Source organism: Mycobacterium sp. C31M (assembly GCF_053345865.1).
Genome location: NZ_JBKFAX010000018.1, coordinates 101,969 through 125,816, shown reverse-complemented (window position 1 = coordinate 125,816; position 23,848 = coordinate 101,969). Strand labels below are relative to the sequence as shown.

Sequence of the window (23,848 nt, the reverse complement as noted above, 5' to 3'; positions counted from 1 at the left end):
GGTCCCGCGATGGACGCCGCTTGTCTTGAGTCTTTTCTGAATATGTTGATCGACGATCTCACGCCGTCTGCTGCGCCGGAGGCGGATGTGGGCCGGACATTGTTTCACCTGTTGGAGTGTCCGCGGATCGTGGATGAGCAGTCGTTGTTGTCGGTGTTGGTGGCTGCGGTGACCGGACGCAATCTGTTCGATTTCGTGATCGCGTCCGCGGTCGCCGCCGCGGAACGGCTCGGGGTGCCGGCGCGTAAGCATCTGAAATCCGGTGCTGACCTGCTCACCTCGGTCGGGATGTCGCCGGGTGCGGCGCAACGGGCTGTGCGGGTTGGCCGTGCGGTACCGGATCTGCCGGCGTTGACCCGGGCACAACGCCTGGGCGGGGTCGGGATCGAGTTCGCCGACGCGGTCGGGCTCGGGGTCGCCCATGTGCATTCCCGGGTGCCGTTGTCCGGGGAGGAGCGGGCGACGGTGGTGAGGAAGTTGATGATCAAGACCACCCCGGCCGAGGTGGCCGAGAAGGCGCGGGCGATCGCGATCGACCGCACCGCGACACAACCACCCGGTGAGCGGGCGGTGCCGGTGGCCGAGGACGCCAACCTCAACAACGTGTCGATCGTGCGGAACGGCGACGGCCGCTCGACGGTGACCATGGATCTGGATGCGGTGACCGTAGAAGAGTTCATGGCGGCGTCGGATCCGTTGACCCGACCGGTGCCGCTGCCGGACGGGTCCCCGGATCCGCGGCCGCCGGGGCGGCGCCGCGCGGATGCATTCGGGCAGATTGTGCGCACCTATCTGTCGCACTCGGATCGGCCGATGTCCGGTGGCGTGCTGCCACACGTCACACTGATCCGACCGCCACAGACCGACGGCGACGAGTGTGTAGATCAGCTCGGCTTCACCGGCCCGGTCAGCGCGGCCACCGCCGATCTGATCGCGTGCGACAGCACCCTGACCAGAGTCATCGTCGACCACACCGGGGTCCCACTGGACGTCGGCCGCAGTGAACGGTTGTTCCCGCCGCACATCCGGAAAGCGTTGGGCATTCGCGACGGTGGCTGCGCCTTCCCCGGGTGCGGGCGGCCGGTGTCGTGGTGCGATGCCCACCACATCACCCCGTGGAGTGAAGGCGGGACCACCTGTCTGGACGGCGGGGTGTTGTTGTGCCGGATGCACCACACCCTGATCCATCACGGTGGTTGGCAGGTCTACCTCGGCCGCGACCGCCACCCCTGGTTCATCCCACCACACGACCCGACGGGACCCGCACCCGAGCATCTCAGATCCCACGCGAGACGCACCATGACAGACCTATCCACCGCCGCATAACTCAAATCTCAACGGCACCTTGACAACTCCATAGTGAACCGCGGGCCCGCAGTGTCCTGAGTCGCTGGTCCGTCGCGACTTCCGTTGGTGGCCAAAACGGCTGCCGCCGGCGGGTCAGCGGCTCAGGGCACTAAGCGGCATCCTTCTCGGCCTTGTCCGCCTTGTCGGCCTTGTCGGCCTTGTCCGCCTTGGTATCCGGCGTGCGCTCAACGCGCTGAGGAGCGGTCGCCCGCTTGACGCCCTCGAAGGGTCGCGTCTTGGCCACCGGCCGCTTGGCGATCGGGCTGACGGGGGCCTCGTCGGCCTCTTCCTCGACCGCTGCCTCCTCGAGGGCTTCTTCCTCGGTCAACTCCTCGTCGGTGGCGTCCTCGTCGGCCGCGTGCTTCGGCGGCAGTCCGGAGTCGGCGGGGATGGGCGCATCCGGATCGGCGGCATGCTTGCCCGTCGACACATCGCCGGCGGGATCGACCGACAACGTGACCAGCTTGGGGTCGCCGTCCGGCAGGTCGCCGGCCGCGGCGGCAAGCGTGCGCTGGGCATTGGGCGCCTGCCGTCCGGTGAGTCCGGCCACCAGGTTGTCGATACCGGCCTGCAGACCACCGAGATTCAGGCCGCCGGTGATGGTCTGGATCAACTTACCCAGATTCTCCAGGACGTTCGGCGGGGCGGCGGTCGGGTTGCCGCTGAAGAACTCCTTGTGGAATCCGTTGACCAGCGAGTTGAACACATCGTTCATGGCCTGCCCCCAGTTGACCTTGGGGAAGGACATGAATGGGATCGGAGTGTCGGAGTCTTCCAGCGTGCGGGTCCAGGTGCCATCCGCGTTGCGGACCACGTCGGTGTATCCGAGATTGACAAGGCTCGTCAGCGCTGGGGAAAGCGCATTGGCGAACCGGTATGCCACCGTCCCCAACGTCCCGAAGCTCACCATGTTCAGCACATCGCCGGCCAGGTACAGCGGCTCGAGCAACGGCAGGGTCCGGGTGGCGAGAGTCAGATAGATGTTGATGTTCAACGGGTTTCCGAGATCCAGCACGTCGGAGACCGTGTCACCCACCTCGGCGAGGATCTGGTCGAGCGCGCTGTCGAGTTCGACCCCGCGCAGGATGTAGGACGCGCCGATGGTGCCGGCCAGCAGATTGTTGAACAGCGAGGCCGGATTCGGCCAAGCAGCCAGATCGGAGAACGGCTGATACTGGACCGTCGCGTCGACCTTGATGGGCACCAGGTTGGCCGCCCCCAGTTCGATTCCGGTACCCAGCACCGGGATTCCGGTTCCTTCGTTGGTGGCCGCGACATCGGGGGTGATGATGTCGATCCCCAGCAGATCGAACAGCGGGTAGAACCGGGCCAGCATGCCACCGTTGGCTCGGCCGACATTGTTGGCCAGGATCATCGGCAGCAGGGTCAGACTGCCCAGCGGACCGCCACCGTTGGCACCCAGGCGCGGCTGGTTTGCCAGGTCGGCGAGCGCCTGCTGGTAGGCCGAACCGGCAGCCATCGCGCCGAACCCGTATCCGATCACGATCGGGATCCGCACATCGATCAAGCTCAGGTCGGGCAGGTTGATATCGGCCACCAGGTCGAGAACACCGTCGACCAACGGGCCCAGCAGCGGGATCTGCCCGACAGCGTCGCCGGCGATCCCCAGCACCGCATCCAGCAGCGTCTCGACGCCGACCTTCAGATAGGGAGTGGTGTTGATGGCATCGGCCACCGCGTTCGCCGTTCCCGGCGTCCAGCCCAGGTCCAGACCGGCGAGCATCTTGAGCAGGGTGAACGGTTCACCCGGGGTGATGATGTTGACACCAGGAATGTTCAGTCCGGCCAGGTTCAGGGGATCGGACAGGTCCAGCCCGAGCAGGCCCAACACCGCGGACAGCGTGATGTTGCCCTGGGCGTCGGTGATGTTGAGCAGGTCGAGAATGTTGAGCAGCAGCGGGGTGATGAGTCCGCCGAGCACCGGTGTCAGCACCGGCTCCAGTCCGATCGGGATCGCACCCAGGATGTCGTCGAGGAAGGCCGTCGGGATCTGACTCAGCAGGTCCTCGATGTTCAGTCCGAATCCGCCGCCGACGTTGATCCCGGCCAGCGCGCGCTCATAGGCGGCGATGAACTCCTGGAACGAATCGTAAGCGGTTTTGCCGGCACCGCCGGTGACATCGGACAGGCTGCCGGGCGGACCGAATGGGCTCACCCCGGCGGTCAGGTCGACAGGTTGTTCCACGACCCGCAGGTAGTGCTCCTCGGGCCGGGGCAGCGGAGTCGGTGCCGCCGCGCCGACCGTCATCGCCGTTGCCGTGGCCGTCGCCGCCGTCACCATCGCCACCCGTTTGGCCCGCTGCGCTGCGACCCGGTGCTTGCCAGCCATCTGTTCCTGCCTCCCCCGCTGATACCTGGCAGGAACTTAGCACCGACTAAACCGTGCACCGGTACTTTTGTGGGAGAAAGGATTTCAGGGTTGACGCATGACCGTACGTAATAGTCGATCGCGTAAATTTGCCGGCATTCGGGTCAGCAAAGCAACCTGGAGCTTGGGGCCGGCGCCGACCACATAGCGGGCACGGGGACGTGTCGCGGTCAACGCCTCGATCACCACCGCCGCCACCTTGGCCGGTTTCACCGCGATGCGCTGCGATACCGGCACCGACTTGCGCATTCCCGATATGTGCCGCGCATACAAGGCCCGATGCTCGGTCGACAGCCCATCCTCCACCTCGTCGACCATGGTGCCCGCAGTACGCCACATGTCGGTATCGGTTTGCGCCGGTTCGATCAACACCACCGGGATCCGCCACGGCCGCAACTCCATTCGCAACGCGTCAGCCGCGGCCTCGAGAGCGAACTTGGACGCCGCGTAGGCGCCGATCAGCGGGGTCGACAGGCGACCGTTCACGCTGGAGATGAACAGCACCCGGCCCTGGCTCCTGCGCAACCGCGGAAGCACCGACCGCGTGACTGCGAGCTGACCGATCACGTTGACGTCCAACTGGTTACGCCACTGCTCGCGGCTGACGGTCTCCATCGGACCGGCGACCACGATACCGGCATTGTTGACCACCGCGTCCAACTCGGCGGGTAGTACGTCGTCCAGTGCGGCGATCTGCTCGTCATCGGTGATATCGAGCACGACCACCGAGATCCGTTGGGGATGAGTGGCGGTCAGCATGGCACCGTCGACGGTGTTGCGCACCCCGGCGATGACATCCCAGCCCGCGACGGCCAGTTGCTCGGCGATGGTGCGTCCGATTCCCCGACCCGCGCCGGTCACCAGGACTGTAGGCATGGGGTCAGACTAACCCGGCTGCGGCGCGGGCGGTCCGAAGGCGAAGATCATCGCCGCCGCGGCCACCACCGCGGCGGCCAGGCCGATCACCGGGGCCACCATGTACAGCGTCAGGGTGGCGCCCAGCACCGCACCGGCACACATCGTCAGCACGACGGTGTAGCGCAGTTTCTCGCGTTGGCCGGTCCCCCCGGCCAGCCGACTGTCGAACCCGATGCCGACGATGGTCTGGGTCAGCACCGTGGTGGACAGTTCGGCGATTCCGAACTGTCGGGCCGTCGAGTTCTGGATCCCGAAGGACACCGCCAGCCCGGCGATCAGCACCAGTTTGGTGTCGTCGTGATAGCGCAGCACCCCGGCACCAGCCAGCAGTGCCAGGGTCACCAACATGACCACCTCCACCGACAGCGCGATCGTCAGCCAGCGCCGCACCGAGGAATCCAGATGCCGGGCCAGCCGGCCACCCGCGACCGTCCCGGCCAGGAAGCACAGGAAGGCCACCACCGCTGCCCACAAATCCACCCCGGAGTGCGGCACGAACCAGAACCCCAGGAAGATGACGTTGCCGGTCATGTTGGCGACGAACACATGCCCCAGCACCAGCACGCTGACGGCGTCGACCAACCCGGTGGCGAAGGTGAGCAGTAACAGTGCGGTCACCGTGAGCCGCTGCGACACAGGCGATTGCATGCCCGGTCCCGCTAGAGCCTGGGTGTGAGGTCCAGTGAGGTGATGGCGTTCATCTGGGTGATGAGCCAGTCGGTGCCGCGCTTCTCCAACGTCAGGCGGTAGGACAGATACCGCAGCGACGGGATGTTCTTGGTGACCGGGCTGGTGGCCACCGAGTTGGTGTAGACGATCGCCGACGCATTGTCGGCATCCACCGATTCGACGGCGGTGCCGAGCACCTGGGTGTTGTTGGACACCTGCGCCTGCTTGTTCGGCGCGACGATGGCGTCGATGTACTTGCGGTACTCGTTCTCGAAATCCCCACCCAGATACTTGGCCGCCCGGTCGGGCAGGGTCGCCATGTCCTCGGGGGTATAGGTCCACAGGGTCGTGATCGCGTCGGCCGCCGTACCCGCGATATCGAGTTTCACCTGCACCAACGCCCGGTCGTTGAGGTAGGGCGCGGCGGCAGACCCCGCGAAGGCTGCCGCAGCGACGAAGGCGACGACACCGACGGCGGCGGCGACCTTGGCGCGCCGGCCGGGCGGGCGGTGTGGCACCAACACCGGGGTCTCGGCCGCCGGGGCTTCGGTCTCCGACACGTCGGACTCCGGGGTCTGAGCTGACTCGCGAGCCTCGGACTCGGTGGTCAGATCACCTGAATCAGTCGGCTGATCTTCCACTGCTGTCCTTCCTTGATCGCCGTTGCCAGCCAACGGCTTCCGGTCTCGATGGTCTGCTTGCCGTCCGGGGTGGTGCTCGTGGCCTTGGTCGCCACCAGCACATCGGCGCTGCCGTCCTCGTTCCACCGCTGTACGCCGGCCTCGACCACGGTGCCGGTGGTCGGCTCCAGGCGGGCCACCTGCAGCACGATCTCGTTCTGCTTCTCGGCGAACACGGTGGCGAATTCGCCGGTGCCCTGGGCGCGCATCCGGTCGGCATAGTCGTTGGCGTTGAACGGATCCAGTGTGGTGTACGCGGTCATGAACGCCCGCACATAACCGAGCGCGTCGGCATCGCGGATCTGGGTCTGTCGATCCGACTCGTGGACGACCGTCATATACGACGCCAGCCCGAGCGTGAACGCCATCAGCACGGCCGCGCACGCCGCGACCAGCGGCAGTCCCCAACGGATCGGCGGGTCGACCGGGGCCACGAAGAACTCCCGCTCATCCGGATCGATACGGCGGCGCGGGCTCATCCGCCGGCTCCCGGGCTCTGCGGGCGGGTCAGCACGGTCAGGTTCTGCACCTGCCACTGATCGCCGGCCTTGACGAACTCGGCCCGCACGGTTGCGGTGATGAACCGCATGGTGTTCGGGTCGATACCTCGCTGTCCCTGCATGGCCAACAGCATCGAGGCACTCGTCGTGGTGGGTGCCGGGGATTCCAGCACCGCACTGTTGACCGACCAGTACTCGTTGGACACCAGCGGCGCCGAGCGCAGTGCATCCTGCTGGGCCACCAACTGCGGACGGTAGCTCTCCGACGCCAGCGACCGGGCGCGCTCGAAGTCGGCCTCGGCGCTGTCCGGGGTGTAGCTCAATATCTGTTCGACGATGCCGGCGCCCTGCGCGGCGATCTCGGCGCGAGCGTCTTCGAGTGCACGCTGCTGCTGGAACACCACCAGGTAGCCGACCGCCGCGGCACCCGCGGATATCGACACCGCGACCGCCAGGCCGATCGCCACCGGACGCCGTAGTTCCCGCTCGGGCGCACCGACACGGCGAACCTCGGTGCGCAGCAACAGATCTGCGAAGGTACGGCCGCGGCGGTCCCACAGTGGCCACAGCCAGCCCAGCAGCGCGGGCACGGTGTCGATCAGGTGGGCGATATCGCGGGCGATGAGGCGGCCGGTGTCGGGAGCGCTGCCGTCGAGACCGGTCACCCGGATCCCGGCGACGGCGCGGCCCAGCGTCCAGCCCGTCCGCACCGGCAGGATCCAGCGGTTGAACATCAGCGCAAGCCCGGTCAGGGTCGCCGATACCACGCACACCCACCAGAACCACCCGAGCAACGGTGCGGTGAATGCCAGCATCGCCATGGTCGCGATCAACCCGAGCCCGAACAGCACGTCGATACCGAACGCACCGGCCCGGGCACCCCAGGAGGCCACCGCGGGCTCGGGCACGATCTCGGTCTCGACGACGTCTTCTTCGAGGACGGCCGTCACGTGGTCACCTGGACGAGGTTGGCGATCTTGTAGGTGCCGTCGGCGCGCTGCATGGTGACCCGCAGCCGATAACCCTGCTCCTGGCCCGCGGTCTCGCTGTTGGTCACCTTGGTCCGCACCGCGACCAGCACGTCGACCGAACCGTCATCGTGATGGCGCTCCACCGCGGCCCGCAGGTCGGCGACCTCGACCTGCACATTGGCCGCCTGATAGGCCTCCATCATCATCGAGCTGTAGAACACGGCCTGGGCCCCGAAGTCGCCCGTCGAACAATCGACGATCTTGGCCTGGGCGGCACCCATCGACGCGGTATCGGGTGCCTGGGTGGCGATCACACAATCCTTGGCGGCCTGCAGCGCGACGGCATCGTCGCGGGCGATCTGCTCGCTGCGGCCAGTCCACTGGAGCAACAGGTATCCGACGGTGCCCAGCCCGACCGCCAGCACGATGAGGGTGGCGGCGATCGCACCGACCCAGCCGCCACCGAGCCGCCCGAGCCGCCCGTGATCGGTGGCCTCAGCGTTCTCGATGTTCTCGGTGTCTTCGGTGTGTTCGGGGACGGCCGCAGAGTCGGCGGCCTCGGTCTCGTCGTCGGTGGGGTTCAGCCGGCTGGTGCCAGCATCTCCTTCCATCCGTTATCTCCTGGATTACTCGAGTTGTTGACGGAGTACTTGACGCCGTCGGGTCCGACCACTTCACCGCTGGACGGGCTGTACACCGCACCCGGACCTGATGCCGGAGTGTAGATGCACGGGTTGGGTTGCTGTCCACTGCACGTGACGCTGCCCTGGCCAGGAGGGGTGAGCGGATCGCTGGTCGGCAACGTGGTCTCCGGTGGCGGCAACTGGCTGGCCGGCAGTGGATTCATCCCGTTGTTGATCGACGGTGCCGGGATGACCTGACCCGGATTGACCGGACGGGTGCAGCGTGCACCCGCGGCCGGGCAGTCCACGATCTGGTTCGGGTCGCCGTACCAGGGGTTGGTGCCCAGCGGGGTGTAGGGCTCCTCGCTGCGGCACTCCCGCGGGGTGGCCGCCCGCTTACCCGGTATGTCGGCGCACGGATAGTTACGCGCGCCGCGGACCGCGTTGGGCGCGTCCTTGGGGATCTTGCAGTACAGCCCCGACGGCAACGGTTCGGTCTTGGTGTCGGCCGGCGAACGCCACTGCGAGGCCGGCAGGAACCCGGTCAGGCACGGCGGCGGAACGTTGATGCCCAGACCGAAGTGCAGCAGACCTTCGGGCGCAAAGATCGTCGCGGTCTGCGCGATGGCCGCGCCCTGGGGCAGCACCACCAACACCTGCTCGACGTTCTTGTTGTAGCGCTTGAGCATGTCGATGACGATCTCGAGGTTGGCCAGCGTCTGCGGTAACGACTCCCGCACATCGCTGAACACCGCGTTGAGCTGATCGGCCGTCGGCGGCGCCTGTTGCAATCCGCTCCGCAGCGCCGCGTCCTTCTCGGCGGTCTGGGCGGTGATGGTGTTCAGGTTGGCCGCCCACTGCGAGATGGCATCTCCGGAGTTCACCTGCGAGTCGATGATCGGCGCCGAGTTCTCAACGATGTCGGTGACCGCGGGCAGGTTCTCCTGGAAATCCCCGGCAAGGTTCGAGGTGGCGTCGACGAGGCGCTGCAGGGACGGGCCCAGACCGCCGACCGCCTTGGCGGTCTCGTCGAGCAGGACGCCGATCTTCTCCTCCGGCAACGCCGCCAGTCCGCGTTGCGCCGAGTCCAGCGCGGGACCGACCTCGGCCGGTACCGAACCCTTCATGATGGTGTCCCCGCCACCGAAGAACTGACCGGAGTCCTCGACCGACACCAGGTCGAGGAACTGCTCGCCGACCGCCGACACCGAGTGCACGTTGGCGCTGGTGTCGATCGGCAACTTGGTGTCGTTGTCGATGTCCATCGTCACCCGGGCACCGGTCTCGGTGGGCTCGACCTCGATCACCTTGCCGACGGTGGTACCGCGGAAGGTGACGTTGGCGGTCTTGTACAGACCCGCCGAGTTGGGCAGTTCGGCGTACATCCGGTACATACCGATACCGGCATAGGTCGGCAGCCGCAGGTAGAACAGCGACAGCACCACCAGGGCAACCACCGTCAGCGCGACGAAGATCAGCAACTGTGTCTTGATCATTCGGGTCAGCAGCATGTCTCACTCCGACCTTTCGATCAGCGGACCGCCCGGCACACTGTTGGGGTTCGGTGTGAACCGCACGTCCGGGATCATCGTCGCCGGATCGCGGCCCCAGGCCTGCTCGAGAGCCCGCAGCATGCCCGAAATACCGGTCCCCGAGAGGAATCCGTTATCGATCGCACTCAAGGTGAGGTCGATGGTGACCGACACGTTGATGTAGTCACCGCGGATCGCCTTGGGGATGTTCTCGATGTTGAACGGCACCGTCAGCAGCAGCTTCAATGCACCCACCAGGTACGGCGAGGCCTTGGCCAGCTCGCGCAGCGGGCGCTGCAGGTTCGCCAAGTTGGTGTTCAGGTTGGCGTTGGTATCGCTGAGCGTGGTGTCGGCGACATCGCTGAGCCGTCCCAGCGAGGTCACCGCGTCGGCGAATAGATCACGGGTGTCGGCGAAATGCTTGATCAGCGGCGGGAACTCGGTGAGCACCCGGTCCAGGGTCTCGGTGCGCTGACTGACGATCGAGAGCAGCCGGTTGGTCGAGTCGATGGCGCGGGTGATGTCGTCGCGCTGCTGGTTCAACTCGAAGGTGAAGGTGTCCAGCCGGTTCAGGAACTCCCGTATCTCACCGGAACGCCCGGACAGGATCGCGTTGACCTCGTTCTGGATGGTCTCGATGTTCGGGATACCACCACCGGTCAGGATGCCCGAGATGCTGGCCAGCGTCCGCTCGATCGTCGGGAACGCCGACGAGTTGGCCAGCGGGATGGTGTCGCCGTTGCGCAGCGGCTCCGAGGACGGATCCTCCGGCTCGTCGAGTTCGACGTGCTGGGAACCGAGCAGCGAGGTCTGCCCGACGCGGGCCAGGGCGTTCTTCGGCAGCTGGACACCGGGTTCCAGGTCCACCGTCAGCAACGGCGTCCAGTCCCGCAACTCGATCTTGCGGACCCGGCCGACGAACACATCGGCCACCCGGACCCGGCTGTTGGCGTTGAGTGCCAACGTCTCCGGCATCTGGATGTAGATCGTGGTGCTGCCGTTCTGGGTGCCCGGCCCACCGGGCAGCGGCACGTTGGCGATACCGCGCCACTGTCCGCAGCCGGTCAGCATCAGCCCGGCAACCGCGAGAGCCACCGTACGGGTCGCAACCTTTTTCAGATTCATCGCGCACCTGCCTCGGCGGGCAGCGGCGGTCCTGGCGGTGCCGGTGCCGCGGGCGCGGCGGGTCCGCTGACGGCGGCGGCCGGCGGCGGGTCGCCGGGGATGACACCCGGTGCGGGTGCCGGCGGCGGGCCCGGCTGCGGGTACCACGGCGGCGGCAGCGGCGTGTTCTCGCTGTATGCGTTCGGTGGTCCGGGCAGGTTGCCGCCCGGGGGCACCCCGAAGGCCGGCGGTGCCGGTGTCGGCAGCGGATCAGGCCCACCCAGCAAGGCGGCCAACGAATCCGGTGTCAGCATGTTCGCGGTGAAGGGCTGCACCTCAACACCCTGCATACCCGGTGCCACGATCCAGCCCGGCTCGTGGTTGCCGTGCGAGAACAGGGTGTCGCGGGAGAAGATGCCGGGCACGGTGGTGTCCTTGTAGCCCGGGGGCGGCCGCAGCCGTGGTTCGGAGTACGCGATCTGCTTGGGCAACGTCATCGCGCCGGCGGCCAGGTTCATACCGAACGGGATGTAGTTGAACTTCATCGCGTCCATGATCGGCGCCAGGTACTGCGCGCACAGCTCCGCGGATTCCTGATAGCCCAGTCGGCTGCCGGCCTGGATGGAGCTGCAGATGAAGTTCAGCGGGTTGGAGAAGTTGGTGACACCGGGCAGCACCGGCAGGCCGACGATGCCACCCTGGTTGGGCGCCACCACGTTCACGACATTGGCCACCAGGTTCGGGTAGGCGTGCAGACCGGTCTCCAGGCCGTCGCGGGGCTCGGGCTGCAGGATCGTCGTCGTCACATCGGACAGGTTGTTGACGTTGTTGGTGAGCGGGGTGCCGTTCTCGTCGAGGAACTGTCGGGTGGTGGCCAGCACCTTGTTCAGATCGTCGAGCGCGGTGGCGACCTCGCGGTCGGTGTTGGTGAACGAGTTCGTGAACTGCGCCAGATCGTTGTTGAGTGCCACGAACTGCTGATCGCTCTTGTGCAGCGCGTTGACGAACACCGCAAGGCTCTTGACGATGCCGACGAAGTCGCCGCGGCCCTCGTTGAGGGCGGTCAGCGCATCCGAAAGGCCTTGCAGCGTCTTGTTGAACTGCTCACCCTTGCCCTCGAAACCGTCGGCGAACGATTCGACGATGTCGCCGAAAGGCCCCTTGGGCTGTTCGGGAGTGGGCCCCAGATCGGCGAGCAGCCGGGTGATCTGGTCGCGCAGTTGGTCGTACTCGACGGGTACCTGGGTGCGGTCCTCTTCGATGACGGCACCGTCGGCCATCGCCGGCCCGCCGGTGTAGGGCGGCGACAGCTGGATGACACGGGAGGCCACCAGCGACGGGTTCAGGATGGAGGCGCTGGCGTTCTCGGGAACCTTGTACTTGCTGTCCCAGTGCATCACGACCTTCATCCGGTCGCCCTGCGGCTCGATGGAGTCGATCGAACCGACGTGGACGCCCATGATGAGCACCTTGTCGCCGGGATACAGCGCCAGTGTCTGCGGGAAGTACGCGGTGACCGTGGTGGTGGTCAGCTTCTTGTAGACGTTCCAGCCGATGGCGGCGGCGCCGACGGCGACCACCAGCACGATGGCACCGATGATCACGGCCGCCCTGGAAAAGCGCGGAAGTGTGACATTTCTGATGTTGAAGATCGTCGACATCTATTCGGCCCTAACCTGCCTGCGAATTGGGCGGGAGGAATGGCGGATTGCCGGGCAACGGCGCCGTGCCGGCGGGGGACAACTGCTCCCCCGGTCCCGGCGGTGGCGGCGGACCGGGCAGCGGCGGCGGCAACGGCGCGCGGCTCGGGATCGGTCCCGGCGGGGCCGGAACCCCGGGCGGACCGACCGGCACGGTGCGCGCCCCGGGCGGGCCGGGCACCAGCGGCACCGGAGTGCCCGGGACGTTGGGCGGCAACTGACCGGGGATGGCCGCACTCGGGACACCCGGTGTCGGGCCCAGCCCGTGCGCGTTCGGATCGGAGGTCTGCACCCCGACCGGGCCCTGATAGTTGGGGCCGTACGGGTTGTCGCCGAACGGGCCGACCGTGAGATCGGCACAGGGCAGCGGATTGTCGGGACGCGGCAGGCCGTCGGCCGGCGGCGTGTAGGAGCACGGCGAGCCCTTCGGCACGGCCGGGCCCGGGAACTCCGGGGTACCTTCCAGCACCCGCGGGGCGGGTGGCGGCGCACCGTTCTCGAAGCGTTCACCGTTCGGGTCGGGGAACTGGAAGGCCGGCAGACCGGCGTTGCGCCAGAACTGCTCCGGGTCGATTCCGCGCTTCTTGAACGCCGCGTCGACGAACGGTTGCAGCATGGTCGGCGGCAACAGGTTGGCCAGCATCACCTTGAAGTACGGGCCCGACGCCAGCGCCTCGGCCAGCGAGGTGATGAACTTGCCCGCGATGGACAGCGTGTCGGCGAGGTCGTGCTTGCGCTCCACCAACGTGTCGCTGACCGTGTTGAGCTGGGTCAGCACGTGGTTGAGGTTCGGGTTGTCATCGATGAGACCCGAAACCTGCTGCGACACATTGGAGATCCGCTCCAACAGCATGTTGACCGCGTAGCTGCGCTCGTTCACCGCGGCCAGCAGGGTCTGCGCGTTGACCAGCAGGGCGTTCACCTGACCGCTGCGGTCGCCGAGCACGGTGGCGATCTTGTTGGCATTGGCCAGCAACTGCTTGAGCTCCTCGTCGCGCTGGCCGAGGGTGTCGGAGAACCGCTGCACCCCTTCGAGTGCCGCGCTCAGATGCGGTGAGGTCTGGTCGACGGTCTCGGACAACACGTTCAGGGACTGCTTGACGGCCTGGGTGTCCCAGCCCGCGGTCCCCTGCGTGACGTCGAGGAACGCGTCGTAGATCTGATACGGCGTCTGGGTCTGTTCGACCGGCAGGAAGCCGCGCGGCTTCAGCAGCTCGTCACCGCGCGGTTCGACCTCGATGTTCTTGCGGCCCAAGACCGTATCGGTGCGAATGGCGGCCCGACTCTCGGTGCCGATCTGCATACCGCCCAGGGTGTAGCCGATCTCGACACGGTCGCCCTTGATCTCCATGCTCTGCACGGTGCCGACGTCGACGCCGGCGACCCGGACCTTGTCGCCGACGTTCAGGCCGCCGGTGTCATTGAACTGGGCGTAGTACTCGGGCACCGCGAACAGCATCGGCACGGTGGTGATGCTGGAGCCGACGCCGATGACGAGCGCGACCGTCACCACACCCATCACACCCTTACGGATGCGGTCGCTACCTTGGATGGTTCTCACTGGGGCGTGCACCTCCCCGTCGGCTGCGAGGTGACCCGTACCGTGCGGACCGGCCCACCCGGCTGAAGTCCGTTGAGCCGCAGCGAGAGATCGCAGGCGTAGAAGTTGAAGAAGTCACCGTAGATGCCACCGGCGCGGCCGATGACCTTCAGCGAGGCCGGGATCTTCTGCACGATGTCGTTGACCTGATCGAGCTGATCGATCAGCGGCTGCTGGATGGTCTCCAGGTAACCGAGGGTGTCGCGCAGTAGCGGCCGGTTGTCGGCCAGCAGATCCGACAGCGATCCGGCCGCATTGCTGATATCGGCCACCGATTCACCGATCGGGTCGGCGCGGTTCTTCAGCCCGGTGATCAGCGCCTCGAAATTCACCAGCGTCTCGTCGAGCTGCTTCTGGTGTTTGACGGTGGTGTCCAACACCGTGTTCAGGTTGGTGATGACCTCCCCGATGGCCTGATCCCGATCCGCCAGAGCCGAAGTCAGCTCGGTGGTCTGGTCCAGGATGTCGTTGATGGTGCCGCCCTGCCCCTGGAAGATCGTGATGATCGAGGTGGCGATGTTGTTGACCTTGTCCGAGTCAAGCGATTTGAACAGCGGACGGAATCCTCCGACGAGCGCGTCGAGATCCAGGGCCGGTTCGGTGCGCTCCACCGGGATGGTGCCACCGGCGGGCAACACGGTGTTGCTGTCGCCGCGACGCAGTTCCACGTAGCGGTTACCGATCAGGTCCAGATACCGGATGGCGGCGGTGGATTCGGAGAACAGCTGCAGGTTGCGCTCGACCTCGAAGTCGACACGGACCCGCTCGCCGCCGTCGATCAGCGTGACGCCCTCGACCTTGCCGACCTCGACGCCGTAGGCGCGGACGAACTGGCCGGTCTTCAGGCCGCTGGCGTTCTCGAAGATCGCCGAATAGCCGGTGGTGCGGTCGAATCGGAGCTGGGCGAACACCACGAAGATGACGGCGGTAAAGGTGAGCAGCACCGCCGAGATGGCGCCGAGCTTGAAGAGCGTCCCTTTGATACTCATGCGGCCTCCTCGCAGGCTCGGATCCCGCATGCCGGTTGTTGATTCGCTCCGTAGTCGCTCATGGGTTGATCGTGTTCTCCCCCACCTGGCGGCCCCAGACATACTCCTGCATGATCGGCTGGCCGAGTTCGAAGTGGTTGTACGGCGCGAGGCTGGCACCGGTGTCCATCACCAGGTACGGCATCGGCCACAGATCGCGAGTGATCGGCTGCCAGCAGCCCGGTCGCCCACCCGGGCCGCCGTGGGCGTTCACCCGCGGCAGGTTGTCCGGGAACACGTACGGGTTTCCCGCACCCAGCACCGAGGACTTCGTCTGCAGCGAATAACCGTTACCACCAAGAGCGCCCGCCAGTTTGGGGGCAGCGTCGTGGTAGTTGCGAACGGTGCAGAACAGCTGCGGACTGTAATAGTCGAGCAGCTTGGAGGTCGGCAGCAGATCCTGCGCGCCGCGCACCAGGTACGGGCCTCCACGCTCGAAGATGTCGGCGCCGGTGTTGCCGAAGCCGACCGCCGCCATCAGCGCCTGGTCGATATTGCCCTGCTCGGCGTTGAGGGTCTGGGCGGTGGTGACCGCGTTGGTCAGCCCGTCCCACAGGTCCGGCGAGGCGTCGGCGTAAACATCGGCCAGATCGGCCAGCCCGGTGATGTCACGGCGGATCTGCGGCATCCGCGGATTCAGTTCGCCGAGAATCTCATTGCCGTCCACCAGCGACTGACCGAACTTGTCACCGAGGCCGTCGAGGGCCTGTGCGGCCGCGGTCAGGGTCTGGTTCAGCTTGACCGGGTCGACCTGTTCGGAGATCTTCATGATCGTCTCGAACAGGGTGTTGAACTCGGTGGTGGTTCCGGTGGCCTGGATGGTGGCGCCACCGCTCAACCGCTCGGCGGACGGGTCGTCCGGGGACAGGAAGGAGATGTACTTGTTGCCGAACACTGTCGTCGCGCGCAGCTCGGCCTGCACGTTGGACGGGATGAGTGACAGGTACTTCGGGTCGACGTCGAGGGTCAGCTTGGCTTGGGGCACATCGCCGATGGTGACCACACCGGCCTCGGCCAGCCGCCCGATCGGCACCCCGTTGAAGGTGACCTTGGAGCCCGGGTCCATCGCCAGGCCGGCCCGTTCGGCCATCACCGTCAGCTGCACCTGCTTCTCGAAGAAGCCACGGAACTGCAGCCACGTCAGGGTCAGGATCAGCGCGATGATCAACAGCAGCACCAGACCCGCCAGCTTGTACGGCGGGGTCCTCGACTTGTTCAGCTCGGCAGCCATCGCTACACCGTCAGGTTGAAGTTCGGGTCGGTGCCGTACAGCGCCAACGAGGCCAACAGGACCACCAAGACGATCGCGATCAGCGAGGTGCGCATCGAACGACCCACCGCCTCACCCACACCCACCGCGCCTCCGCTGGCGAAGTATCCGAAGTAGCAGTGGTTCAACATGATGATGATCGACATGATGATCACCTCCAGGAAGGACCACATCACGTCGTCGACGCGCAGGAACGTGTGGAAGTAGTGCTCGTAGGTGCCCACCGACTGCGAGTAGAAGACGGTGGTCACCAGCTGTGCCGACAGGAACGACAGCAGGATCGCCATCGCATACAGCGGGACGATCACGATGGCGCCGGCCATCAGCCGGGTGGACACCAGATACGAAATGGACTTGATGCCCATCACCTCAAGGGCGTCGATCTCCTCGCTGATGCGCATGGCGCCGAGTTCGGCGGTGGCGCCGGCCCCGACGGTGGCGGCCATCGCCTGTCCGGTTACCACCGGTGCGACGACGCGAATGTTGGCCAGGGCGGCGAAGAATCCGGTGAAAGCCTCGACGCCGATGTTGCCCAGCGAGGCGAAACCCTGGATGGCGATCAGCGAGCCGGCCGACAGCGTGACGAAACCGATGATCGCCACGGTGCCGCCGATGACGGCCATCGCGCCGGTGCCCATGCCGATCTCGGCGACCAGCCGCAGCGATTCGCGGCGGTAGTACCGGAAGGCGTGCGGCAGATGCCCGACGGCCTGCACGACGAACCAGGCGACGTGGCCGATGCTGTCCAGGAACCGGCCCGGCGCGCCCGCATAACCGCGGGTGCGGTCGAAGGCCCGCGGGAACCGGGTCCGCAGAACTGCAGCTGTACTGATCTCAGCCTCCCGTTCCGAAGCGGACACCGATGGTGGTCAGCACCACGTTCACGGCGAACAGCGCGACGACGCAGAGCACCAGCGTCTCGTTGACCGCGGTGCCCACACCCTTGGAACCACCGGCGACGGTGAGTCCGCGGTAGCAGCCGACCAGCCCGGCGATGAGGCCGAACAGGGTGGCCTTGATGACCGAGATCATGACCTCGGGGAAACCGGTGAGCAGTGTCAGCGTCGACACGTAGGCGCCGGCGTTGACGTTCTGGATGTAGACGCCGAAGAAGTAGCCGCCGACCAGACCGATGGTGATCACCGCACCATTGAGCAGGAAGGCGACGAACGTGGCCGCGACGACGCGCGGCGCCACCAGTCGCTCGATGGGATCGATGCCGAGCACTTCCATGGCGTCGATCTCTTCGCGGACGGTGCGTGCGCCCAGGTCGGCGCAGATGGCGGTCGAACCCGCACCGGCGACCACGAGCACCGTCACCAGCGGGCCGAGCTGGGTGACCGCGCCGAGCGCCGCGCCCGCCCCGGAGACGTCGGCGGCGCCGAACTCGGCGAGCAGGATGTTGAGGGTGAAGATGATGAGCACGGTCAGCGGAATGGAGACGGCGAGCGTGGGCAGGAACGCCACCCGGATCAGGAACCAACTCTGAAGGATGAATTCCTTCCACTGGAACGGCCGCGTGAGCAGTGCCTTTCCGGTCAGGACACACATCTTGAAGAAACCGCCGACCATTGTCAGCGGTTTGTCCAGTTGGTCCTTGACGTAGTCGACCAGACCGTTGCCCGCAGTCACAGGCGCACCTCCGAGACGAGTTCCTCGCGCAGCAGACTCAGCTGTCGCACGCCCCCTCCTCTTCTGGTCCGGAGCCCCGTCTCCGTTGCGTGTGATCCTGCCCTACCTACCGGTGGGTAGTAACTCGGACCACAGGACTGTACCCGATCCGTGACCAGCGGGGTGTGGCATCTGATTTATTCATATCGCAACTGTCAGCAAATCCGGTCCGGGCGGCGGCACGTCGGGATCTGTGAAAGAAACCGTTGCCCCAGTTAAACTTTCGCCCGCGTCAATGTTCGCTCAGGCGCCGAAGATGCTTCGAAGCTCGGTCTTGAGCACTTTGCCAGAGGGGTTCCGGGGCAGCGCGTCGACCACTTCGAGCGCCTTCGGGTGCTTGTACCGAGCCAACCGTTCGGTGAGGAACTCGTCGAGTTCGGCCAGCGTCAACCCGGCCGCCGCGAGGGCGACGACCGCGACGGGCACCTCGCCCCATTTCTCGTGCGGGCGCCCGATCACCGCGACCTCGGCAATGGACGGGTGAGCAGCCAGAACGTTCTCCACCTCGGCGCAGTAGATGTTCTCGCCGCCGGAGATGATCATGTCCTTCTTACGGTCGACGACCCAGATGTAACCCTCGTCGTCCTGGCGCACCAGATCGCCGGAGTGGAACCAGCCACCGGCAAACGATTCGGCGGTGGCTTTCGGGTTGTTCCAGTAGCCCGACATCAGCGTCGGCGCGCGGTACACGATCTCGCCGACGTCGCCGATCGGGACATCGTTCATATCCTCGTCGACGATCCGCGCCGATACCGTCGGGATGACCTTGCCGACCGAGCCGAGCTTGCGAATTGCGTCCTCGCCCAACAACATACAGGTGACCGGCGACATCTCGGTCTGCCCGAACGCGGCCAGGATGTTGGCGCCCGGGAAGGTCTGCGCCATGTCCTTCAGCAACGTGTCCGATGCCGGCGCCGCCCCCCAGGACAAGACGCGCAGCACCAACTTGCGCGGCTGGGCTTTCTGGGCGGCGCAGACGGCCTGCCACTGCGCGGGGACCAGGAAGATGCCGGTGACCGACTCGGCCTCCAACACGTCGAGCAGCGCACCCGGTTCGAAGGCGCCGAGCGGGTAGACAACGGTCGGCCGGCCCAGCAGCAGCCCCGGGATCATGTTGCCGATCCCCGCGATGTGGAACAGCGGGACACCGATGAAGCCGACATCGTGGTTGAGGTCGGCGCCGTTGGTGAACAGGAAGGTCTGCGCCTGCCCACTGATGTTGGTGTGGGTGAGCACCGCGCCCTTGGGCCGACCGGTGGTGCCCGAGGTGTACATGATCAGCGCGGGCGAGTCGTTGGGGATGTCGACCGGGGCCGGCGTCGGGTTCTGCTCGGCGAGCAGGTCGTCGTAGCCCAGCACCCCGTCCTCGGTGCCGCCGCCGGCGACGATCACGGTGGTCAGCGTGGCGGTTCCATTTCCCGTCGCTTCGCTCGCCCGGTCCAGGTCGCGCGCCGCGGTGGCCACCGGCGCCAGCACGGCCTCGGTGACGACCACGCGGGCCGCGCAGTCGCTGACCAGGAAGGCGATCTCGGGTGGGGTCATCCGGAAGTTCACCGGGACCGCGATCGCCCCGAGCCGGTTGGCCGCCAGGAAGGACTCGATGAACTCGGGACGGTTGAGCATCAGGATCAGGACGCGGTCCCCCGCCTCGACACCGCGTCGCTGCAGGGCGCCGGCCAGCGCGTCGACCCGCGCATCGAGCTCGGCCCAGGTGGTGGTCTGGCCGAGGAAACGCAGCGCGGTCTTGCCCGGTTGCATCAGGGCGTGCCGGGACAGTTGATTCGTCCAGTTCTGCTGCCGGGCCAGGTAGGGCTGTTCGGTGCGGGACGGGGCGGTCTGGACGGTCAAGGCGAGACTCTTTCGATCGAGGGGTGCCGGCACGTTTGCTTGGTGTTCGAAACCGATCAGGGTTTATATTTGATCAAATCGTGTGTCGTCGGGGTCACACTATGACGACAGCGCCCTCGTGAACAACCCCGCCCAGTAAGGATGTCGCCCGCCCGCATGAACGCACCCGCCAAACTGGGGCCGGCCCGCCGCCGTGAGCAACTCTCCGATGAGGTGGCCGGCTACCTGCGCGTGGCGATCATGTCCGGGACGCTGCGGCCCGGCGCCTTCGTCCGGCTCGACGAGACGGCCGCCCAGCTCGGGGTCAGCATCACCCCGGTGCGCGAGGCGCTGCGCACGCTGCGCGGCGAGGGCATGGTGCAGCTGGAGCCCAATCGCGGGCATGTGGTGTCACCGTTCACCCGCGATGACATCGCCGATATCTTCTGGTTGCAGGGCACCATCGCCGCCGAACTGGCCGCCACGGCCGCACAGCGGGTCACCGACGCCGATATCGACGAGCTGGACCGGTTGACCGACATGCTGGCCGACGCGGTGCAGGTCGGCGACGTGGAGTCGATCGCGCTGGCAGAGTTCCGCTTTCACCGGGCGTTCAACCGCATCACCAACCGGATCAAGCTGGCCTGGTTCCTGCTGAACGCGGCGCGCTATCTACCGCCGCACATCTACGCCTCGGACCCGCAGTGGGGGGTGGAGGCGGTGGCCAATCACCGACGGCTCGTCGGCGCGCTGCGCGAACGCAACGTCGCGGAGGTGGTGGCGCTGACCCGCAGCCAGTTCGACGACGGCGCGCGACGGCTGACCAGCCTGCTCGACGACCTGGGGCTGTGGACCTAGACCCCCAACCCGCCCAAACGAACAAACGGGCCGGAAAGTGCGAGTGAATCGCGCCGAAACGTCGATCTCGGCGTCAGGCGCCGAGTTCCTCGGCCCGCTTCTTCAGATTGCCGGCAAGGTGCTCCAACGCGTCCCCCGCGACCTTCTTGACCATCATCGACGGCACACCCGGCATCGACACCTCGACATCCATGTCGACGGTCAGCAGGCTGACCGGGCCCATGTCGACGATGGCGAACAGCTGCTCGCGCTTGGAGAACAGCGTGCCCTGCTGCATGACGGTCTGGATCTGGAACTCCGCGGGGTAGTACACCGCCTCGATGAAGCTGCCGTCCATGCCCTGGATGCTGGTGTCCAGCCGCAGCTGACTGGGCCGTCCGTCGTCGTAGCGGGCCAGGATCCACGCGCCGGTGACCTCTTCGTTCCACTGCGGGTAGGCCTCGAAGTCCGCGACGATCGCCATGATGGCGGCGGCGGGGGCGGACACCTCGACGGTCTTGCTGACGATCGGCATCCGGCGAGTTTATTCGGTGCGGTGTCAGTCGACGACGATGCCCGCCATCAGGGCCCGTAGTGCCTCCGGGATCGGCGCCGGCGTACGCGACTCGCGGTCGACGTAGACGTGCACCCACGAACCGACCGCGGCGAGCGGGCCGCCGTCGGCCCACAACCCGGTGCGGTAGGTGACACTCGAGTTGCCCAGCCGGGTCACCGCCAGACCGACCACCAGATCGGCAGGAAACTTCAGTTCGGCGAAGTACCGGCAGCTCGATTCGGCCACCACACCCAGCCACGGTGCGGCCATCGCGTCGACCCGGGTTCCGGCGCCGATCCACGCGTTGATCGCGGTGTCGAACAGTTGGTAGTACACCGCGTTGTTGAGGTGGCCGAACATGTCGTTGTCGGTCCACCGGGTCTGCACCGGCCAATGCAGCGGGAAATCCGCGGTCGACAGTTCCATGGCGGCAAGCATGTCAGGCTGGAGTCATGTTGATCCGTGGTGCGGTCCTGGAGACCATCGGCGCGGCCCGCCCGTACGCGACCTCCCGTCCGCTGGTCGTCACCGAGGTCGACCTCGCCGATCCCGGCGACGGCGAGCTGCTGGTGCGTATCGAGGCCGCAGGCCTGTGTCACTCGGACCTGTCGGTGGTCGACGGCAACCGGGTGCGGCCGGTGCCGATGCTGCTCGGCCACGAGGCGGCGGGCATCGTCGAGAAGGTCGGCGGCAGTTCGGATCTGACCGTCGGTCAGCGGGTGGTCATGACGTTCCTGCCGCGCTGCGGAGAGTGTCCGGCCTGCGCTACCGACGGTCTGGCGCCGTGCATTCCTGGTAGCGCCGCCAACGGCGCGGGCACCCTGCTCAGTGGCGCCGTGCGTCTCGGTGGCTTTCACGATGAGCAGGTCCTGCACCACCTCGGGGTCTCCGGTTTCGCGAGCCACGCCGTGGTGGACCGGCGTTCGGTGGTGCCGGTGGACGCCGACGTTCCCGCGGTGGTCGCCTCGCTGCTCGGGTGTGCGGTACTGACCGGTGGCGGTGCCGTGCGTAATGCCGGCCGGCCCAAGCCCGGGCAGACCGTCGCGGTGGTGGGGGTCGGCGGTGTCGGGATGGCCGCGGTGCTGACCGCGCTGGCCTATGACGGTGTCCGCGTCATCGCCGTCGACCGGATGCCGGACAAGCTGGCGCTGGCCCGGTCGCTGGGCGCCCATGAGGCGGTGACACCCGAGCAGGCGGACTTCAAGGCCGAGATCGTGATCGAGGCCGTCGGGCACCCGGCAGCACTGGAGACCGCGATCGGGTTGACGGCGCCGGGTGGGCGCACCATCACCGTCGGGCTCCCCGCGCCGGATGCCCGGATCTCGGTGTCGCCGTTGGGGTTGGTGGCCGAGGGCCGTTCACTGATCGGCAGCTATCTGGGTTCGGCGGTGCCGTCCCGCGACATCCCGGCCTTCGTGGATCTGTGGCGGGCCGGCCGGTTACCGGTGGAGCGCCTGGTGTCCTCGACCATCACGCTCGACGAGATCAATGCCGGCATGGACGCCCTGGCCGACGGTCATGCCGTGCGGCAGATCATCCGATTCGACTAGGCCCCTCAGCCGATGTCGTGCAGGTCGATGCCGCCGGTGGCGACCATCTCGGCGTAGCGCTGCTTGTCCGCCGCGAGCATGGCCACGACCTGCTGGCCGGAGACCTCCATCGGGGTGAGGCTGTTCTGCTCGTTGAACTTCTTGTACGCCTCGGTGGCGAATGTCGCCTTCATCCCCTCGGCGAGTTTGTCGGTCACCAGCGCCGGTGTGCCCTTCGGCACGGTCATGAAGCGGTACTGGCTGACGACGACATCGATTCCGTGTTCGCGCGCCGTCGGCACCTCGGGCAGGACGCTGATGCGTTCGGGGCTGAACACCGCCAGCGGCAACAGCTTTCCGGATCGAATGTTCTCGATCGCCTCACCGACGTGGATGACGGCGACGTCCACCTCGTTGGCCAGCACGGCGGCCAGGTTCGGCGCGCCACTGTCGTAGGGCACCGCCTCCGAGGACACGCCGACACCCTTCATCAGCAGTCCGGCCGACAGCTGTGCGCCGGTGCCGACTCCGGCGGTGCCGTAGCGGATCGTCCGGTTGGCCGCGCGCATGTCCCCGATGGCCCGGAAGTCGGTGGCGGGGTTGGCGACCAGCACATAGTTCTCGCTCGAGATGCCGTGCACCACATCGAAGTCCGCGATGTCCAGGGCGTCCTCGGCGTTCACCGCCAGCGGGGTGATGACGTACAGCGAGGCGTTCTGGATGGCGATCTGCGAGCCGTCGGGCGGGGCGGCGGCGAGCTCGGCCGCGGCGACCGCGCCATTGCCGCCTTCCCGGTTGGTGATCCGGAACGGCGCGTCCAACACGGCACCGAGGCCGCGGGCCACCGCCCGGCTGATCACATCGCTGGAGCCACCGGCGGCGTAACCGACCAACATCTCGACGTTGCCCGCCGGCCATCCGCCGGTATCGGTATCGGTGGCGGATTGCGCCGGTGCACCGCCGCAGGCGGTGGCGATGAGCGCCGCAGTGGCCGCGAGTACCGCGACACGAGGACGAAGACGAGTGGCTACGATCGCCATGGAGCTACTTCCTGAGGGATCAAAGAGCGGTTTCTGACGGTTGCGTCAGGATGGTAC

Annotated in this window: 22 protein-coding genes; 3 read left to right on the top strand and 19 right to left on the bottom strand. The window is 66.8% G+C overall.

All coding sequences use genetic code 11. The features are described from left to right. The first annotated feature begins 42 nt into the window (after positions 1–42). Positions 43–1,326, top strand: a complete 1,284-nt coding sequence (locus tag ACLBYA_RS25115; protein ID WP_447712168.1) for a DUF222 domain-containing protein — start codon at positions 43–45, stop codon at positions 1,324–1,326. A gap of 130 nt (positions 1,327–1,456) precedes the next feature. Here the strand turns inward: ACLBYA_RS25115 and ACLBYA_RS25110 are convergent, their stop codons facing one another. The 16 genes from ACLBYA_RS25110 to fadD5 form a co-directional block, all read right to left on the bottom strand. Next, entirely contained in the window at positions 1,457–3,697 is a 2,241-nt protein-coding gene (locus tag ACLBYA_RS25110) for a hypothetical protein (protein ID WP_447712167.1), read from the bottom strand. 84 nt (positions 3,698–3,781) lie between these two features. Further along, entirely contained in the window at positions 3,782–4,612 is an 831-nt protein-coding gene (locus ACLBYA_RS25105; protein WP_447712166.1) for an SDR family NAD(P)-dependent oxidoreductase, read from the bottom strand. A gap of 9 nt (positions 4,613–4,621) precedes the next feature. After that, entirely contained in the window at positions 4,622–5,302 is a 681-nt protein-coding gene (locus tag ACLBYA_RS25100) for a YoaK family protein (protein ID WP_447712165.1), read from the bottom strand. Positions 5,303–5,313: 11 nt separating this feature from the next. Beyond that, on the bottom strand, positions 5,314–5,883 hold the full coding sequence (locus ACLBYA_RS25095) for a mammalian cell entry protein (RefSeq protein WP_447712164.1): 570 nt from the start codon (positions 5,881–5,883) through the stop codon (positions 5,314–5,316). Positions 5,884–5,930: 47 nt separating this feature from the next. Further along, entirely contained in the window at positions 5,931–6,482 is a 552-nt protein-coding gene (locus ACLBYA_RS25090; protein WP_447712163.1) for a mammalian cell entry protein, read from the bottom strand. Continuing rightward, complete coding sequence (locus tag ACLBYA_RS25085; protein ID WP_447712162.1) at positions 6,479–7,453, bottom strand: RDD family protein; 975 nt, start codon at positions 7,451–7,453, stop codon at positions 6,479–6,481. The genes ACLBYA_RS25090 and ACLBYA_RS25085 overlap by 4 nt, the downstream gene beginning before the upstream one ends. Continuing rightward, on the bottom strand, positions 7,450–8,085 hold the full coding sequence (locus ACLBYA_RS25080) for a hypothetical protein (RefSeq protein WP_447712161.1): 636 nt from the start codon (positions 8,083–8,085) through the stop codon (positions 7,450–7,452). The genes ACLBYA_RS25085 and ACLBYA_RS25080 overlap by 4 nt, the downstream gene beginning before the upstream one ends. Beyond that, a complete protein-coding gene (locus tag ACLBYA_RS25075) occupies positions 8,055–9,605 on the bottom strand; it encodes an MCE family protein (RefSeq protein ID WP_447712176.1) in 1,551 nt (516 codons plus the stop codon). Before ACLBYA_RS25075 ends, ACLBYA_RS25080 begins: the two co-directional genes overlap by 31 nt. Before the next feature lie 6 nt (positions 9,606–9,611). Continuing rightward, on the bottom strand, positions 9,612–10,754 hold the full coding sequence (locus ACLBYA_RS25070) for a virulence factor Mce family protein (RefSeq protein WP_447712160.1): 1,143 nt from the start codon (positions 10,752–10,754) through the stop codon (positions 9,612–9,614). Beyond that, positions 10,751–12,394, bottom strand: a complete 1,644-nt coding sequence (locus ACLBYA_RS25065) for a virulence factor Mce family protein (RefSeq protein WP_447712159.1) — start codon at positions 12,392–12,394, stop codon at positions 10,751–10,753. The genes ACLBYA_RS25070 and ACLBYA_RS25065 overlap by 4 nt, the downstream gene beginning before the upstream one ends. A gap of 10 nt (positions 12,395–12,404) precedes the next feature. Then, positions 12,405–13,994 (bottom strand): MCE family protein, encoded by a 1,590-nt coding sequence (locus tag ACLBYA_RS25060; RefSeq protein WP_447712158.1) that lies wholly within the window; start codon positions 13,992–13,994, stop codon positions 12,405–12,407. Then, a complete protein-coding gene (locus tag ACLBYA_RS25055; RefSeq protein WP_447712157.1) occupies positions 13,991–15,022 on the bottom strand; it encodes an MCE family protein in 1,032 nt (343 codons plus the stop codon). The genes ACLBYA_RS25060 and ACLBYA_RS25055 overlap by 4 nt, the downstream gene beginning before the upstream one ends. A 58-nt stretch (positions 15,023–15,080) precedes the next feature. Beyond that, the gene (locus ACLBYA_RS25050) at positions 15,081–16,292 is read right to left on the bottom strand and encodes an MCE family protein (RefSeq protein ID WP_447712156.1); all 1,212 of its coding nucleotides are present in this window, start codon (positions 16,290–16,292) and stop codon (positions 15,081–15,083) included. Positions 16,293–16,294: 2 nt separating this feature from the next. After that, positions 16,295–17,080, bottom strand: a complete 786-nt coding sequence (locus ACLBYA_RS25045; RefSeq protein ID WP_447712175.1) for an MlaE family ABC transporter permease — start codon at positions 17,078–17,080, stop codon at positions 16,295–16,297. An 85-nt stretch (positions 17,081–17,165) separates the two neighbouring features. Next, positions 17,166–17,903 carry an MlaE family ABC transporter permease gene (locus ACLBYA_RS25040; RefSeq protein ID WP_447712174.1) on the bottom strand — a complete coding sequence of 246 codons (738 nt, stop codon included), beginning with the start codon at positions 17,901–17,903 and terminating at the stop codon, positions 17,166–17,168. Between the two features lie 342 nt (positions 17,904–18,245). Further along, the gene (gene fadD5, locus ACLBYA_RS25035; RefSeq protein WP_447712155.1) at positions 18,246–19,850 is read right to left on the bottom strand and encodes a fatty-acid--CoA ligase FadD5; all 1,605 of its coding nucleotides are present in this window, start codon (positions 19,848–19,850) and stop codon (positions 18,246–18,248) included. A 156-nt stretch (positions 19,851–20,006) separates the two neighbouring features. On the opposite strand from fadD5, the gene ACLBYA_RS25030 reads away from it, so the two are divergent. Further along, the gene (locus ACLBYA_RS25030; protein ID WP_447712154.1) at positions 20,007–20,687 is read left to right on the top strand and encodes a GntR family transcriptional regulator; all 681 of its coding nucleotides are present in this window, start codon (positions 20,007–20,009) and stop codon (positions 20,685–20,687) included. Positions 20,688–20,760: 73 nt separating this feature from the next. Here the strand turns inward: ACLBYA_RS25030 and ACLBYA_RS25025 are convergent, their stop codons facing one another. Together ACLBYA_RS25025 and ACLBYA_RS25020 are read right to left on the bottom strand one after the other, a co-directional pair. Then, positions 20,761–21,201, bottom strand: a complete 441-nt coding sequence (locus ACLBYA_RS25025) for an SRPBCC family protein (RefSeq protein WP_447712153.1) — start codon at positions 21,199–21,201, stop codon at positions 20,761–20,763. A 24-nt stretch (positions 21,202–21,225) separates the two neighbouring features. Further along, complete coding sequence (locus ACLBYA_RS25020) at positions 21,226–21,648, bottom strand: acyl-CoA thioesterase (protein WP_447712152.1); 423 nt, start codon at positions 21,646–21,648, stop codon at positions 21,226–21,228. 26 nt (positions 21,649–21,674) lie between these two features. On the opposite strand from ACLBYA_RS25020, the gene ACLBYA_RS25015 reads away from it, so the two are divergent. Next, the gene (locus tag ACLBYA_RS25015) at positions 21,675–22,772 is read left to right on the top strand and encodes an alcohol dehydrogenase catalytic domain-containing protein (RefSeq protein ID WP_447712151.1); all 1,098 of its coding nucleotides are present in this window, start codon (positions 21,675–21,677) and stop codon (positions 22,770–22,772) included. A 5-nt stretch (positions 22,773–22,777) separates the two neighbouring features. Here ACLBYA_RS25015 and ACLBYA_RS25010 read toward each other — a convergent pair whose 3' ends face one another. Then, positions 22,778–23,791: a tripartite tricarboxylate transporter substrate binding protein gene (locus ACLBYA_RS25010; RefSeq protein WP_447712150.1), complete on the bottom strand. Its 1,014-nt coding sequence runs from the start codon at positions 23,789–23,791 to the stop codon at positions 22,778–22,780. Between the last annotated feature and the right edge of the window lie 57 nt (positions 23,792–23,848).

Excerpts from the sequence above, each read along its gene's own strand:
- ACLBYA_RS25115 (WP_447712168.1), top strand. The coding sequence starts at position 43 with ATGTTGATCGACGATCTCACGCCGTCTGCTGCGCCGGAGGCGGATGTG.
- ACLBYA_RS25110 (WP_447712167.1), bottom strand. The coding sequence starts at position 3,697 with ATGGCTGGCAAGCACCGGGTCGCAGCGCAGCGGGCCAAACGGGTGGCG.
- ACLBYA_RS25105 (WP_447712166.1), bottom strand. The coding sequence starts at position 4,612 with ATGCCTACAGTCCTGGTGACCGGCGCGGGTCGGGGAATCGGACGCACC.
- ACLBYA_RS25100 (WP_447712165.1), bottom strand. The coding sequence starts at position 5,302 with ATGCAATCGCCTGTGTCGCAGCGGCTCACGGTGACCGCACTGTTACTG.
- ACLBYA_RS25090 (WP_447712163.1), bottom strand. The coding sequence starts at position 6,482 with ATGAGCCCGCGCCGCCGTATCGATCCGGATGAGCGGGAGTTCTTCGTG.
- ACLBYA_RS25080 (WP_447712161.1), bottom strand. The coding sequence starts at position 8,085 with ATGGAAGGAGATGCTGGCACCAGCCGGCTGAACCCCACCGACGACGAG.
- ACLBYA_RS25070 (WP_447712160.1), bottom strand. The coding sequence starts at position 10,754 with ATGAATCTGAAAAAGGTTGCGACCCGTACGGTGGCTCTCGCGGTTGCC.
- ACLBYA_RS25065 (WP_447712159.1), bottom strand. The coding sequence starts at position 12,394 with ATGTCGACGATCTTCAACATCAGAAATGTCACACTTCCGCGCTTTTCC.
- ACLBYA_RS25055 (WP_447712157.1), bottom strand. The coding sequence starts at position 15,022 with ATGAGTATCAAAGGGACGCTCTTCAAGCTCGGCGCCATCTCGGCGGTG.
- ACLBYA_RS25050 (WP_447712156.1), bottom strand. The coding sequence starts at position 16,292 with ATGGCTGCCGAGCTGAACAAGTCGAGGACCCCGCCGTACAAGCTGGCG.
- ACLBYA_RS25040 (WP_447712174.1), bottom strand. The coding sequence starts at position 17,903 with ATGGTCGGCGGTTTCTTCAAGATGTGTGTCCTGACCGGAAAGGCACTG.
- ACLBYA_RS25030 (WP_447712154.1), top strand. The coding sequence starts at position 20,007 with ATGAACGCACCCGCCAAACTGGGGCCGGCCCGCCGCCGTGAGCAACTC.
- ACLBYA_RS25025 (WP_447712153.1), bottom strand. The coding sequence starts at position 21,201 with ATGCCGATCGTCAGCAAGACCGTCGAGGTGTCCGCCCCCGCCGCCGCC.
- ACLBYA_RS25020 (WP_447712152.1), bottom strand. The coding sequence starts at position 21,648 with ATGGAACTGTCGACCGCGGATTTCCCGCTGCATTGGCCGGTGCAGACC.
- ACLBYA_RS25015 (WP_447712151.1), top strand. The coding sequence starts at position 21,675 with ATGTTGATCCGTGGTGCGGTCCTGGAGACCATCGGCGCGGCCCGCCCG.
- ACLBYA_RS25010 (WP_447712150.1), bottom strand. The coding sequence starts at position 23,791 with ATGGCGATCGTAGCCACTCGTCTTCGTCCTCGTGTCGCGGTACTCGCG.